This window comes from Mammaliicoccus sp. FSL K6-3158 (genome assembly GCF_038005105.1).
In the GTDB taxonomy this organism is placed as follows: Bacteria; Bacillota; Bacilli; order Staphylococcales; family Staphylococcaceae; genus Mammaliicoccus; species Mammaliicoccus sciuri.
The window spans coordinates 90,661-105,133 of record NZ_JBBOSL010000001.1 but is presented as its reverse complement, the minus strand read 5'-3'; the positions used below and the strand labels follow the sequence as shown (position 1 = coordinate 105,133).

General features: G+C 32.2%; 13 protein-coding genes. 2 read left to right on the top strand and 11 right to left on the bottom strand.

Going from position 1 to position 14,473, the window contains the following annotated elements; all coding sequences use genetic code 11:
- Positions 1-52: 52 nt before the first annotated feature.
- Positions 53-370: an ArsR/SmtB family transcription factor gene (locus MHH94_RS00500; RefSeq protein ID WP_232182786.1), complete on the bottom strand. Its 318-nt coding sequence runs from the start codon at positions 368-370 to the stop codon at positions 53-55.
- A gap of 137 nt (positions 371-507) precedes the next feature.
- Here MHH94_RS00500 and bla point away from each other — a divergent pair, with 137 nt between their 5' ends.
- Complete coding sequence (gene bla / locus MHH94_RS00495) at positions 508-1,362, top strand: BlaZ-like penicillin-hydrolyzing class A beta-lactamase (protein WP_252572290.1); 855 nt, start codon at positions 508-510, stop codon at positions 1,360-1,362.
- 88 nt (positions 1,363-1,450) lie between these two features.
- Here bla and MHH94_RS00490 read toward each other — a convergent pair whose 3' ends face one another.
- From MHH94_RS00490 to MHH94_RS00455, 8 genes are all read right to left on the bottom strand, one after another.
- Positions 1,451-2,857, bottom strand: coding sequence for a sugar porter family MFS transporter (locus tag MHH94_RS00490; protein ID WP_048540362.1), 1,407 nt, complete (start codon positions 2,855-2,857; stop codon positions 1,451-1,453).
- 55 nt (positions 2,858-2,912) lie between these two features.
- A complete protein-coding gene (gene araA, locus MHH94_RS00485; RefSeq protein WP_107609258.1) occupies positions 2,913-4,334 on the bottom strand; it encodes an L-arabinose isomerase in 1,422 nt (473 codons plus the stop codon).
- 13 nt (positions 4,335-4,347) lie between these two features.
- Positions 4,348-5,043, bottom strand: coding sequence for an L-ribulose-5-phosphate 4-epimerase (locus MHH94_RS00480; protein WP_078355394.1), 696 nt, complete (start codon positions 5,041-5,043; stop codon positions 4,348-4,350).
- Positions 5,012-6,643 carry a xylulokinase gene (locus MHH94_RS00475; protein WP_107609259.1) on the bottom strand — a complete coding sequence of 544 codons (1,632 nt, stop codon included), beginning with the start codon at positions 6,641-6,643 and terminating at the stop codon, positions 5,012-5,014. The genes MHH94_RS00480 and MHH94_RS00475 overlap by 32 nt, the downstream gene beginning before the upstream one ends.
- A 203-nt stretch (positions 6,644-6,846) precedes the next feature.
- Positions 6,847-7,920 carry a GntR family transcriptional regulator gene (locus tag MHH94_RS00470; RefSeq protein WP_048540358.1) on the bottom strand — a complete coding sequence of 358 codons (1,074 nt, stop codon included), beginning with the start codon at positions 7,918-7,920 and terminating at the stop codon, positions 6,847-6,849.
- 138 nt (positions 7,921-8,058) lie between these two features.
- The gene (locus MHH94_RS00465; RefSeq protein ID WP_232157002.1) at positions 8,059-8,535 is read right to left on the bottom strand and encodes a hypothetical protein; all 477 of its coding nucleotides are present in this window, start codon (positions 8,533-8,535) and stop codon (positions 8,059-8,061) included.
- A gap of 243 nt (positions 8,536-8,778) precedes the next feature.
- The gene (locus MHH94_RS00460) at positions 8,779-9,117 is read right to left on the bottom strand and encodes a nucleotide pyrophosphohydrolase (RefSeq protein WP_058590960.1); all 339 of its coding nucleotides are present in this window, start codon (positions 9,115-9,117) and stop codon (positions 8,779-8,781) included.
- On the bottom strand, positions 9,110-10,840 hold the full coding sequence (locus MHH94_RS00455) for a DUF2075 domain-containing protein (protein WP_058590961.1): 1,731 nt from the start codon (positions 10,838-10,840) through the stop codon (positions 9,110-9,112). Before MHH94_RS00455 ends, MHH94_RS00460 begins: the two co-directional genes overlap by 8 nt.
- 342 nt (positions 10,841-11,182) lie before the next feature.
- On the opposite strand from MHH94_RS00455, the gene MHH94_RS00450 reads away from it, so the two are divergent.
- Complete coding sequence (locus MHH94_RS00450; RefSeq protein WP_232157003.1) at positions 11,183-11,677, top strand: hypothetical protein; 495 nt, start codon at positions 11,183-11,185, stop codon at positions 11,675-11,677.
- Between the two features lie 225 nt (positions 11,678-11,902).
- Here the strand turns inward: MHH94_RS00450 and MHH94_RS00445 are convergent, their stop codons facing one another.
- Both MHH94_RS00445 and MHH94_RS00440 read right to left on the bottom strand, forming a co-directional pair.
- Complete coding sequence (locus tag MHH94_RS00445) at positions 11,903-12,766, bottom strand: alpha/beta hydrolase (protein WP_058590962.1); 864 nt, start codon at positions 12,764-12,766, stop codon at positions 11,903-11,905.
- Positions 12,767-12,954: 188 nt separating this feature from the next.
- The gene (locus MHH94_RS00440; RefSeq protein WP_081047133.1) at positions 12,955-14,352 is read right to left on the bottom strand and encodes an MDR family MFS transporter; all 1,398 of its coding nucleotides are present in this window, start codon (positions 14,350-14,352) and stop codon (positions 12,955-12,957) included.
- Positions 14,353-14,473 lie beyond the last annotated feature (121 nt).

The window sequence follows — 14,473 nt, the reverse complement described above, 5'->3', positions numbered from 1 at the left end:
CTTTTTTATTATTTTGATAGGTTTAAACACATAAACATAAAGGCTAAAAATTTTACGCTTTTTGTTTATTTTTAATATTTTCTTCTAAAGAAGCTGTCAGTTCTTTCAACCAAAGTAACGCATCGTCTAAATCAGAACGGTAATATCTTTCCAATCCAACTTGCTCAACAGTCAACAAGCCCACTTCATACATTAATTTCAAATGATGCGATACAGCAGGACGTGATATCGTAAGTCGTTGAGTAATTTGATTAACCGTTAGTTGTTCTTCTCTACATAATAGAACAAGAATTTGTTGGCGCTTCTCATCTTGAAGAATATTTAATAACTTCGAACCCCTCTTAAATACCTCCATCGTCTTGTCTTCCATGTCGTCTCTCCTTAACAAATCGTTTCAATGATTATTATATACCACGTATAGCATGTGTAAGTCAAAAGGGAAGATTGTTCACACTATCATATTATTAATATGATAGTATATATACCAAGTCTAAGGAGGTATGCTTAATGAAGAAATTGATATTAATGATTGCATCTATTTTATTACTCAGCGCCTGCAGTACTGCTGATGCGACAACGCAAGATTTGAAGAAAGTAGAAGATAAATATGATGCTAATGTAGGTGTTTATGCTTTAAATACTGCAACTGATGAAGAAATTACTTTTAATGAAGATAAGAGATTTGCTTATGCTTCAACTTTCAAAGCCGTAAGTAGTGCCATGTTACTTGAAAAGACACCTCACAATAAATTAAATAAAAAAGTTCATGTTAGTAAAGAAGACATTGTGCCATACTCGCCTGTATTAGAAAAATTTATCAATAAAGATATCACGATCAAAAAATTAATCGAAGCAACGATGTTATACAGTGATAATACTGCTAATAATATGATTATTGAAGAATTAGGTGGCTATAAAGAAGTTAATAAAAGGCTAAAGTCATTAGATGATAAGACTACTAAGCCTTCTAGAATGGAACCTGAATTAAACAATTATAATCCAAAGAATAATAGAGATACATCTACACCACAAGCTTTCGGAAAAACACTCAATAAACTTATCAACGATGGTCGTTTATCAAAAGAAAATAAAACATTCTTAATCGACTTAATGATTAATAATAAAAGTGGAGATACTTTAATTAAAAAAGGTGCACCAAAGAATTTTAAAGTAGCAGATAAGAGTGGACAAGCCATCACTTACGCATCAAGAAATGATGTTGCTTTTGTATACCCTAAAGGTGAATCAAAACCAATTGTACTCGTTATATTCACAAACAAAGAAGGCAAGACAGATAAACCAAACGACAAAGTAGTCAGTGAAACAGCTAAAGTCGTATTAGAAAAATTTAATGATAAGTAGGAATAAAACCTAGTGAAATAAGTCATAAAATATAAAAAGCAGAAGAACATCAGGTTTTACTGAAATTCTTCTGCTTTGTTCTATTAATCTAACTACGTTCGACGTTAACATTTTTCAGGTTAACTTTACTTTCAGGACCAGATAACTTCTCGATTTCTTCTAATGTTTTTCCTCGTGATTCTGGAACACATTTTTTAACGAATACTACACCTAATATACAGATTATGCCGAATATCGCAAATACGATTTCTTGTGGAAAAAATGCAGTCATAATCGGGAATAATAAGCCAACTAAAAATGAGCCTATCCAATTTAGTGAAGAAGCAGCTCCTGAAGCTAAACCTCTAATTGATAATGGGAATATCTCACCAACAATTACCCAAGTTAAGGGTGCCCATGTGAATGAATAGAATGCTACATAAATACTTAGGAATATTACAATGATGATTGGATTAGCATTTGGCATGATAACATTAATAATAGTCGGTAATATGAATGACAATCCCATCACTGTTCCACCTAACATTAATAATGTTCGACGATTAAATTTATCTGCTATCCAAATAAATAATAATGATCCTAGTACTAATATCACACCTTGAATGATTGGCCATAATAATGCAGAACTTGCTGAATTACCTGTCGCTTGCTCTACGATTAATGGAATGTAATAGAAAATAGCATTTGCACCTTGAAATTGTTGAAATGCTGCGACACCTAGACCAGCGACAACCAAATATTTATATTTACTATTGAATAAAGTGCTTAATGTATTATTTGTCGTTACTTTACTTTCTGTTATAATCGTACTTCTAATTTCTTCAAGTTCAACATCAACTTGCTTTGTTTTACGTAAATTCATCAATACATACTTGGCTTCTTCAAACTTGCCATTTTTAATTAGAAATCTTGGTGATTCTGGCAATTTTAATACACCTAAAAATAGAATGATTGCTGGAACTGCAGCTATACTTAACATCAATCTCCAACCTAACTCAATAGGTAAATCTCTTAATAAAAAATCGACAATATAAGATAAGAGCATACCTGAAACGATCATCGTTTGATTCAAACCAGATAACTGACCTCTTAATTTTGCTGGTGCCATCTCAGACATATATGCAGGTACTAAAGCAGAAGCTGCCCCTACAGCTAAACCTAAGATAACCCTAGAAATAATTAAGAAATAGTTACCATTATGTGGTGCAATACCAGATAATATTGATCCAACAACGAATATTATTGCCGAAATTAAGATCATTTTTCTACGACCTAATTTATCAGATAGTCTCCCTGCTAAGATACCACCAAATATGGCACCTAGCATAACTGAAGATGTTATTAGTCCTATAATAAAGCCACTATTTATACCCCAATCTTCTCTAAGAAAAGGCAACGCACCCGTCATAACACCAATATCATAACCAAATAGAATACCACCAAATGCTCCAAAGAAATAAATAAAGCTATTAGACACCTTACTTTTCGTTTTCATAATCCCATCCACCCCTTTTTACTTTCAAATTCATCTATGTTATTTCAGTTAGTCTTTATTTAATCACAACATACTCTGCATCAAACATCTTAATTAACGTCTCAACTTCTTCTGAATTTAAAGTTAGTGATAGTACTGTATGATGCCCGCCTCCTTCTTCAATCCAACGTCTAACGCCCGTTTCTAAAGAAGGTTTCGTCTTCCATAATACTCTCGCAACTGGTAAGTGAGGTGCTGGTTCTGTTAATGATTCAGCTACTATTTCATTAACGATAAATTTATAATGCGTACCTAAATCTAACATTGTCACAACAATACCCTCTCCAGCTTTACCGTCAAATACTAAACGTGCCGGATCATTTTTATCTCCAATACCTAAGAAATCTACAACAATTTTTGGTTTAGTAGCAGCCAATGTAGGATCAACTTCTAACATATGTGAACCAAGTATATTTTGTTTATCGCTTCTCATGTCATACGTATAATCTTCCATAAATCCAGTCGCTTGATTTTGAGTAGCAATCTTCAATAATCTATCAAGTGCAGCAGTCTTCCAATCGCCTTCTCCAGCGAATCCGTATCCTTGTTCATTTAAGCGTTGAACTGCTAAACCTGGTAATTGTTTCATACCATGTAAGTCTTCAAAATTAGTAGTAAAGGCAGTGTAACCTCCATCATCTAAGAAACGTTTAATTGCAATTTCATATTTGATTTGTTCTTCTACTGATTGATTAAAATCCACCTCATTATAATCTCTGTAATCAAAGTCATATTTCTTCTGATATTCTGCAAATAAATCTTGAACTTCTTCTTCTTTCACATCTTCAATATAAGCAACTAAATCACCAATACCAAAGTAATCTACAGTCCATCCAAATTGAATTTGTGCTTCTATTTTATCGCCTTCAGTAACGGCAACGTTTCTCATATTATCACCAAAGCGCGCTACTTTAAGTTTGAAACTTTCATTATAGGCATTTGCTATAAGCATCCAAGATTTAATATCATCTTGTGTCGCTTTATCTTTCCAATGACCGAAAATAATCTTATTCTGTTTATCTAGTCTTTTATTAATAAAACCATACTCTCTATCTCCATGTGCTGATTGATGTAAATTCATATAGTCCATATCAATTTTTTCCCAGGAAATATTGTCATAAAATTGAGTCGCTAAATGTAGTAATGGCTTTTGAAGTAACTTCGTACCTCTAATCCACATTTTTGCTGGAGAAAATGTATGCATCCATGTAATAACACCCGCAATATCATCTCTGTAATTTGCTTCTTTCATAATATCCGTTATCACATCAGCAGTCGTTGCCAACTGTTTTTGTAACTCAATGTCAAAAGGTAAATCGGCATGTTCATTTAAATATGTTGTCATTTCTTGCGCGTCTGATTTTACCTTCTCTAAAGCTTCATCACCATATAGTGCTTGTGATCCAACTACAAACCAAAATTTCTTTTCTGTACTCATCTAGAATTCCTCCTTATTTCTGTCCATAATATGCATTCACGCCATGTTTTCTTTCATAGTGCTTATTCAAAATTTCTTGAGGTAGCACTGAAGCATTTTCATTTAATTGTTGTGTAAATAAGTTCATCTTACATACTTCTTCTAAGACAACTGCATTCATAACAGCATGTTCACAGTCTTTAGCCCAAACAAATGGTGCATGTCCTTGTAGTAATACTGCAGGCACCTCATTTGGATCAATGCCTCTATTCTTAAATGTTTCAACGATAACGTTACCTGTTTCATATTCATAATTCTCATTGATTTCATTAGCCGTTAAAAATCTTGCACACGGTACAGAACCATAAAATGTATCTGCATGTGTTGTTCCCATGGCTGGTACATCCATACCTGCTTGCGCCCAAATCGTTGCCCAAGGAGAATGTGTATGGACTACGCTACCTATATTCGGAAATGATTTATATAATACTGCGTGAGTTGGCATATCTGATGATGGATTTAAATCACCTTCAACAATTTCGCAATCTAAATTACAAACAACCATATCTTCCGGACGCATTTCGTCATAATCAACGCCACTAGGTTTGATAACAAACAAACCTGTTTCTTCATCAAATCCACTAACATTTCCCCATGTGTATTTGATTAATCCTCTTTGAGGTAACTCTAAATTAGCTTTATATACTTCTTGTTTTAATTTTTCTAGCATCTTCTCCACCCTCCATGTAATCTGATATTTGTCGTTCAATCGGTAAACCTTTTGTAGTCTTTTCGATATATGCATCAAAGTTCTCAACTGCTTGTAATGTAGGTTCAAGTGTTGTTTCATCTACATTCGCAAAGACAAATTCGTCGAGATATTGCGATAACGTTATATCATCATGAGCTGTTACATATTTCGCTAATACACTAATGCCCCATGCACCACCTTCACTCGCATGATTCATCACTGTTATTGGCGCATTCATAGCTGCACTCAAAACTTCTTGTGCAATTTTTTCTGTTTTAAAAATGCCACCGTGTGCGATTAATTTATTAATTGCTATATCTTCATTATCTTTTAATAAATCCATTCCTATTTTCAAAGTACTAAATGCACTAAATAACTGTGTTTTCATAAAGTTTGCAAGTGTAAACTGGTTATTCGGTTCTCTAATAAACATTGGATAACCCACTTCGACTTTTGTAATATTCTCACCAGAAACATATCCGTATGAAAGTAGACCACCTAAATCATCATCACTATTCTCTGAAGTTTTTAATATTTGTCCGTACAACTCATCTGATGAAAAAGTAACGCCCATAGAGTTTAATACCTCTTCGAATAAATTCATCCAAGCGTTTATTTCTGAAGTACAATTATTTGTATGAATCATCGCTACTTCATTACTAGAAGGTGTTGCAACGATATCTACTTCTGGGTATACATGATTTAAAGATTTTTCTAATACAATCATGGCAAATGCACTCGTACCGGCTGAAATATTACCAGACCGAGGCGTTATCGCATTGGTCGAAACCATGCCTGTCCCTGCATCCCCTTCAGGTGGACATAATACGCATCCACTTTCCAAGTTACCATCAGGATCCAACAAACGAGCGCCTTCATCTGTTAAATAACCAGCATTCTCACCAGCAACTTTAATTTGTGGTAGTACATCAATAACTGATTTATGGAATCCTTCCTTATTCAGTAACAGATCTGCTTCTTCCAATAAATCTGTTCTATACATTTTTCGATCAACATCAACTGGAAACATACCTGAAGCATCACCAATTCCTAATACTTTCTCACCTGTTAAATACCAATGAATATATCCTGCTAATGTTGTAATATAATTCACTTCATTTATATGAGATTCTTTGTCTATTAGTGCTTGATATAAATGTGCAATACTCCATCTTTCAGGAATATTATAATTAAACTGAGTCCTTAATCTTTTTGCCGCTTCAACTGTATGATTATTACGCCAAGTTCTAAACGGAACTAACAAGTCTTCATGTTTATCAAAAGCCAAATATCCATGCATCATTGCACTTATCCCGAGACTATTGATTTTACGGACAGTCACATTAAAATCTTGTTTTAAATTATTCGCCATATCTTGATAGCTTTTTTGTAAACCTACCCATATATCATTAACTGAATAGGTCCAATAACCGTCTATATTCTGGTTCTCCCATTCAAAACTACCTGTTGCCAACGTGTTAAACTGTGCATCGATAGCTACCGTCTTAATGCGAGTAGATCCTAACTCTATTCCTATAGATAACTCTGAACTATCTGTTAATGTATTAGGATTTTGCATTGTAAACACCTCTTCTGTAATCGTTTTCAAATACATCTTAATTTATTTGTCCGTACATGTCAAATAAATATAATTTTTGTCCGTATATATTAAACTGCATTAATCCATTAATATCAGTTGTTCAGAAGTAAAATAATGATATAAAAAATAGAACTAATCCTTTTACAGATTAGCTCTACTTGCTTGTTAGTTATATAATTTTATTATTTTACGGAACTTCTTTCTATAATATAAGTATCCAGTAATTCTGAAGGTTGTTCCTTACCTGTTTCTATCGTACTCAATACCCAATTCGCAGCTTTCTCTCCTAATAACTCTTGTGGATGAGATGTTGTCGTTAAATCAACGTCTTCCAATTTACTCAATACGGAGTTATCTTCTCCTACAATCGAAATATCTCCAGGAACAGACACACCCATTTTAGTTAATTTCTTCATTATGTAATAAGCTATTTGGTCGTTATAACACACCACGGCAGAAACTTGAATTTGCTTCGATACGACATGCTCAACAAATTGATCTAACACAGTTACTTTACTTTCTGTATCATACGTATAAATATATTCACTCTTAAAGACTTTATTATTATTTTCAAAAGCATTAAAGTAACCTTTCATTCTCAACTTACCTTGGTTATCATCTATCTTTGTGATTAAAGCAATATCTTCATGTCCTTTATCTATAAGATATTTCGTCGCAAGATGACCTGATTTAACATCATCAATCGCAATATAAGGTAAGTTCAATTCTTCATATTGAGCATTAATCGTTAAAATCGGTATATCGCGCTGCTTAAATAAAGAGTAATAAGATAAATTCGGATTATATACATTACTTTTCGTTGGTTCAACAATTAATCCTTTAATACCTTGATCTAACATCATTTCTAAACACTGACGTTCGTCAGCATGATTGTTATTCGTACTTGCTAAGATGAGCGAATATCCATTTTCTCTTAACACAGTCTCAAGACCACGAATAATACTCGGGAATATATAATCTGATAAGTACGTTACAATTACACCAATTTTTTTAGAGTTATTACTCTTTTTAGAATTTAAAAATTCGTAACTTACATACGACCCCGAACCTTTTCTCTTCTTTATATATCCATCCACAACAAGCAATTCCATAGCTTGTCGTATCGTATATCTGCTCACACCATATCGAGTTTGAAAGTCTTTTTCAGTAGGTAATAAAGAACCCACCTGTAATTCCTTGTTAATAATTTTATTTTTAATCTCATCTGCGATTACTTGATATTTAGGCTTATTCATAAAATACAATCTCCTAGTTCTAACGATATATGCTTAATTACTGCTAGTATATCATATAAACATAACATTCAATTTAACTAAAAAACAATATGGGCATGTGAGGTCTATTCATTTAAAAAGACTGAGGATGTTCTATTTTTATAATGCATTTACCAGTCTTTCAAATTCATCTTTATTAATGTTAATACCTTCAAGATCAACATCTGCTAAATTAGGGTGTTGCCCACTTGTTAGGACATATACTTCAATATGTGGACATGTTTCTTTAATAATAGGCATGATTTCTTCATCAAACCGCTTTGGTCCATTGTTTTCACTGTAAATCACGACATGAAATTTAATATCATCAGCTATATTCATAGGAATTCTGTCTTCTCTCTTTCTAGACAATACACACTGTTTTCCTACGATATTTGAAATCCACTCTTCTTTCTTTTGGCAATAATTTATAAAATCTTTCCTTTGATATCCTAAGTCCATTTTAACTTCAAGTATATCCTTAATTACATTATCTTCACAAATTAATAAATCCGGATATCTTGTACTTAAAGATTTATCAATCATAGATAAAGGTTGATCAATAAAGATTTGAACACCTTCCAATCTACTAATCAAATAAGCACCCAGCAAGTCTTCTCCAATACCTGATATACTATGATTACGTCCTCGATATAAATTTTCATGAGGGTAAGTAGGCTTTCATGCTTCTTTATATAACTTTACAAGCTGTTCGATAACTTCTACTTCTGTGAAATACTTATTCATCATTGTAACCACCTTATATCATTCATTTCCCAGGCAATATTTATTAATCAATCTTTTAATTTATATTTACTACAAATTGTCTACCACACCTATTTACAAATCATTATATTTATTATTTCTATTTTTACTTTTCTCTACAGGATATTTTTCAGCGTTCTTTTTTAGTTTTTTTCGAATGATATCATTAATATCAAAGTCTAAGTTGTCTGCTAACATATAGCTGTATATTAATACATCTGCCAATTCTTCTGCTAATCTCTCCTGCTTATTACTTACTACTTCTTCTGACGATTTCCATTGGAATAGCTCAAGTAGTTCTGCCGCTTCTAAACTTATCGACAAGGATAAATCTTTTTCATTATGAAATTGTCTCCAATTACGCTCATCTCTAAACTGATTAATCTCTTTTAATATTTCTTTATTTTCATCCATTATTATCACCTTTAGATGCTTTTTTTAGTGCTTCTCTTAATTGCTCATCTACTGCATAAATATATAAACCATTTACACCACGAGTAAGTAAAACATTCAATTCATTTTTCAGAAGCATTTGTGAGAAATGCTGTTTTGAACCGTCTTCTAACGTTCTACGACGTGTTGCTTTTTTATTGGCACTGCTTTTCTCATCAAAAACAATTTCACCATTTCTGTATTTTACAGAAGGTCCAATTATGACACCTGCATAGTTTAAATCTAAGCCTTGTATTGTATATGTTGATCCTATTTCATCTATTGTTTGATCTTGTTCGACCCATGGTAAATTCTTCTGTTTTCTACTAACCTTTATTTGATAATTCCATGGCATTGACCAGTTACCAACTTTGACTCGCCAAAAGTCTTCATTTTCAGGAGGCTTATTATTATATTGCCAATCAAATGTAGCAAGCATTCTTGAAATACCACTGTCTGTATTTTGAGCTTTTTCTCTTATACAACTTTCTAATTCTTCGGGTGAATCGAAAATTTTAATATCATATCCTTTTTTATCTCTAGGAATGTCATTAATTTTTTTATTATCAATTAAATTTCTAATCCATTTCACTGTCTTTTCATCACTATTAATGCGCATTTGATTTTTCAATGTAACATGATTATTTTTATTCTTTGCACATTCAAAGTAATCATTTAATTTTTCAACATCCCATATTTGTTCAGTTGTAAGTATTTGCTTAATATCAAAAACTATAACGACGACTTTAGCTCTTTCTAGCAAATCTTGTAGATGATTTTTTCCACGGTAACTTTGTTTACCTTGTGTTAACAGAAGGTGTGCTTCGTCTACAATAACAACATCTACTTTTTCATCTGGTGAATGACTATTGATAAAACTGGTAGGTTTATTAATAATACTTTTCTTGTTATTAGATATGCCTAATTTAGTCGCAATTTGATTGTAAATAGTTACATGTTCATTATGATTTACTAATAAATGAATATCTAAATCTTTGTCTAAATTTAAATTATATTTCTTCAACTCATAAAGTAATGTACTCATTAGAACTGTTTTCCCAGATCCAGCTTCACCCTCAACGATTAGCAATTGTCCTTCTTCATCTAAAATAATCGATTCTTTAATTTTATTTAGAATCTCTTCTTTAGCATTAATTTGTTCTTGTGTTAATTTATGAAAAGGCGACGCTTTAAATATTGCCGAATCTTTAATAATACTTTCAATTGGAAACAGGACTTTATTTTTCTTATTTAATGTTCCCCATATATCAGAAAAAATCTCATCAAGTTTTTCTGATGTATAATATTCATTCTGTTGATTCGTTCTACTATTATGAACCCTACTAATATTATCCACACTTAATAAATACTGCATCAGTCTATTTTCAATGTCGAGTGTTAATGATTTATTAAACATTTCATGACCAATAACATACATAGAAGAATTACTAGAAGTAGAGAAATCTTCCCAAAATGGTTTTAACTTTGTATCTACATTAAGATGTTGACGAGTTCTATTTCTAATATCAGCTGTTTCTCCAACATAAACTTCAAAGTTATTTTCATGTTTCTTATCATTTATTATGTATACAGTTGGATAGCGTAATAAATATTTTCCATCTATTGAAGTTTGCCATTTTTGAACTGAATTATTAAGATTTTCTAATGAATATTGTATATTTTCTATCTTTAACGAGTTTCGCATAATTATCACCTATTGAAGTATCATCTATTAGCTTCTATTTTATCAATTTTGTGATAATTTTATCCACTTTTTTAAAATTTTCATAAGGAAGAGTAAATTTTTATAATTTATGCTTATTAAAATGACATAAAAAAGGATAAATGAGTAATGTTTTACTTATTTATCCTTACATAAACGCCTAAATTTTTAGGTATGTTTCTTAATTCAATTATGATTAAACCCTACCTCTCCCACACAAATACTACAATAATTAGCCTAATCTAAATTGCCTGCCTATAAAATAAATAATATTATATAATATTTTTAATGACATGTAATAAATCATTAGGAGTGACGAGTTTTATGAAAAAAATTAGAGGTTTAAAAAGGAAATTTAAAGGTGCTTTAAGAGACTATAATTATACAATTAATAATTTTGATGGTTATGCTGAATTGTACGTTCCACAAATTACTTATAAAGATGAAGTAGTTACAAGTTATACGATTTCAAATTTTCTTATAGAAAATACAATCAACAATATTCCAAATGATGCTTACTATCTTTATGTATTTGATGAGACTTTCCCTTTAAACAATCATTTGATTATAGCAGACGATGAAGAAGATTTAGAATTCGGATTACTTAAATCTACTGACGAAAATAAACCTATGTTTATTAAACAATTAGAAATTAGGTATAACCTTCAATTTGAACGTTATTTGGCAACTTGGGAAATGGATGAGACAACGTACTTTAATCTAGATTATGAAGAAAAAAAGAGCATACTTTATATTGAACATGATGATGATAATGTAATAGCAGTCACAAATACTTTATTGTTATGCAAAGGGGATTAAACTATGCTTTAACAACTTAATAGATATAAAAAACTGTGCAAGTAGAATTCAAACATTTCTACTTACTCTCTAATCAATAACTCTATTGTTATTCGCTTTATCATTATTCTGCTGTAAATATCCTAACAACTCCAGTAACATCTCAATTTTAATTTTTAGTCTATTAAAAAATAGCAAAGCATCCTACTTTCATAGATTGCTCCACTATTTCATTATTATTGAACCCTACCTCCCCCACAAGAACTCTACTATCTCATTCGCGACTTGTTTGTTTTCATGTAGTTCGCTGTGTTGGGCTGTTTTGCCTTCGTATTTGGATTCTTTATAGCTTTTTGGACTATTTCCTAGTAAATATTTCAACGATTTTGATGAGCTGTTGGATACGCGCCCGTCTGAGTTGGTACCGTCTTGTAAGTCACCATATATGTTTAATACTTCTATTTCTTGTCCTTTATAGATATTTTTCAATTGTTGTAGATCTGGATATGGTGGGTTCATGCGACTTGGTTTACCGCTTCTATCCACACTAATTTCATTTACTTGTTCATTCATATTTAATACACCGTTAAACGTACCGGCAATGTTCACTTCTTTATTCAACTGAGGTAATGTTTCATCATCCCCGTATTTCAACATATATTTAGCAAATGATAAATTCCCCATTGAATGTCCGACAAAGTTAAATTTCTTAATGCCGTATTCAGTTTGTAATTTCGTTAATACGTTTTTAAACCACTCTGCATTAAGATCCAAATCACCTTGTTTATTATTTTCAAGTTCTATTTGTACAATAGGATTCGTCGCATCTTTTTTAAGTTTGCCTTTTAATTCAACTTTTCCATCTTCAGATACATATGCTGTGATGACTTCTTTTGTGACACCTTTTTTCTTCGCTTGTTGAACCATATATTTCTCAGAGTTCGCACTTCCTGCATAACCGTGTAGAAATAATGTCGGTATTTGGCTTTTTATATAAGTTGAGTCTGTTGATTTAACTGTTGCTGAATGATGTTCGTTAGATGGTTTCGTCATTATCACAATGATCATCAGCATAATAATACCCATCCCCAAAATCCATAACTTCTTCACTACGATAACCTCAATTCTGTTATTTTGATTTAAGTATAAAATATGTTTACATAAATTTCCTTATGTATTACTTATAAACCCCACAAGAGTCAGTCTGAGGGTTGTCTGATGTCATACTGCTCGCCCTATAAAAACAAGCATATCACTTTCAAACTGAGGTTGTCAGTTTAGTGATATGCTTCATTTCGCTACGCTTCTTTATAGCCTTTTTTAGATGTTGGGTTGATAATTGCTAATATTAAGCCGAGTATTGCTACGATACATATAACAACGTATGCGACGCGTACGCCGTGCACTAATCCTTCTATTCCATATTCATGTGGATTTAAAATTGCTGTGTTCATAACTGTTACTAATATTGCTGAACCCATTGCTGCGCCGACTTGTCTCATTGTATTATTCATCGATGTTCCATGTGGTACTAATTCACGTGATAAATTATTTAATGCTGCTGTTGTTAATGGATTGAAGACCATCGCATTTGCTGCGAGTGAAATGGCAAAGAATATTGTGACATAAGCGAATGATGTGTGTGTATCAAGTTGTGTGAAAGCAAATGATGTAATTACAACGATTGAAACGCCTATGATGGATAATAACTTACCGCCGTATTTATCGAATATTTTACCTGTGAATGGTGAAAGTAAACCTGTTATAATTCCACCTGGCATGAGTGCTAACCCTGACATCAATGGTGAATATCCGTGTAGATTTTGTAAGTAGAATGACAGTACTGTTTGACTACCTATAAATGAAACAAAGACGATACAGACAATAATCATATTGATCGTAAAGGATTTATAGGTGAAGACACGTACGTTAAGAAACGGCTCAGTCATACTTAATTGTTTCACGATAAACATTGTTAAGATGACAATACCTGTAATAATCATTGAATACACTAAAGGATGATGCCAACCTAAATTACCCGCTTCGCTAAAGCCAAATAACAATGCCGCAAAGCCTAATGTAGACAGTGTGACAGATAGTTTATTAAGCTTCGGTTTCGTAACATCTGTTACATTCTTCACGAATTTCAACGCAAATAATAAGTCTATAATGACTACGATTAATAAAATATAAAATATCACTTTCCAACTGTAGTGAGAAACAACCCAACCTGACAATGTTGGACCAATTGCTGGTGCGAAGCTGACAACTAATCCAAACATCCCCATAGCTTGCCCTCTTTTATCAGCTGGATAAACAAGAAATAGGACTGTCTGCATTAAAGGCATCATAATCCCAGCACCCATTGCTTGAACTGCACGTCCTACGAGTATGACACTGAATTGATCCGTTATAACACAAATAATAGAACCTACTATAAAGAATGTTAAAGCTGCAAAGTATAACGTTCTTGTCGTAAATCGCTGTGTTAAATAGGCGGTAATGGGAATCATGATTCCATTCACTAACATAAATATAGACGTCAGCCATTGTACTGTACTGCTCGTTAAATGCATTTCTTTCATAATACTTGGTAAGGCTGTAGTCATGAGTGTCTGGTTCAAAATGGCCACAAATGACCCTACCATCAAAATCGTAATAAGCAAAGTCTTATCCCGGTGTTTCAACTCTTCCACGACGACATCTCCTCGAAATCTTTCTCTAATATCATCATGTTATACAAAGGCACATGATAAAGTCAAAATGCATGCTTTACGTATCAAAACGTTTAGATGTTACGATAGATAATTTGCATTA

Excerpts from the sequence above, each read along its gene's own strand:
- MHH94_RS00500 (WP_232182786.1), bottom strand. The coding sequence starts at position 370 with ATGGAAGACAAGACGATGGAGGTATTTAAGAGGGGTTCGAAGTTATTA.
- bla (WP_252572290.1), top strand. The coding sequence starts at position 508 with ATGAAGAAATTGATATTAATGATTGCATCTATTTTATTACTCAGCGCC.
- MHH94_RS00490 (WP_048540362.1), bottom strand. The coding sequence starts at position 2,857 with ATGAAAACGAAAAGTAAGGTGTCTAATAGCTTTATTTATTTCTTTGGA.
- araA (WP_107609258.1), bottom strand. The coding sequence starts at position 4,334 with ATGAGTACAGAAAAGAAATTTTGGTTTGTAGTTGGATCACAAGCACTA.
- MHH94_RS00480 (WP_078355394.1), bottom strand. The coding sequence starts at position 5,043 with ATGCTAGAAAAATTAAAACAAGAAGTATATAAAGCTAATTTAGAGTTA.
- MHH94_RS00475 (WP_107609259.1), bottom strand. The coding sequence starts at position 6,643 with ATGCAAAATCCTAATACATTAACAGATAGTTCAGAGTTATCTATAGGA.
- MHH94_RS00470 (WP_048540358.1), bottom strand. The coding sequence starts at position 7,920 with ATGAATAAGCCTAAATATCAAGTAATCGCAGATGAGATTAAAAATAAA.
- MHH94_RS00460 (WP_058590960.1), bottom strand. The coding sequence starts at position 9,117 with ATGGATGAAAATAAAGAAATATTAAAAGAGATTAATCAGTTTAGAGAT.
- MHH94_RS00455 (WP_058590961.1), bottom strand. The coding sequence starts at position 10,840 with ATGCGAAACTCGTTAAAGATAGAAAATATACAATATTCATTAGAAAAT.
- MHH94_RS00450 (WP_232157003.1), top strand. The coding sequence starts at position 11,183 with ATGAAAAAAATTAGAGGTTTAAAAAGGAAATTTAAAGGTGCTTTAAGA.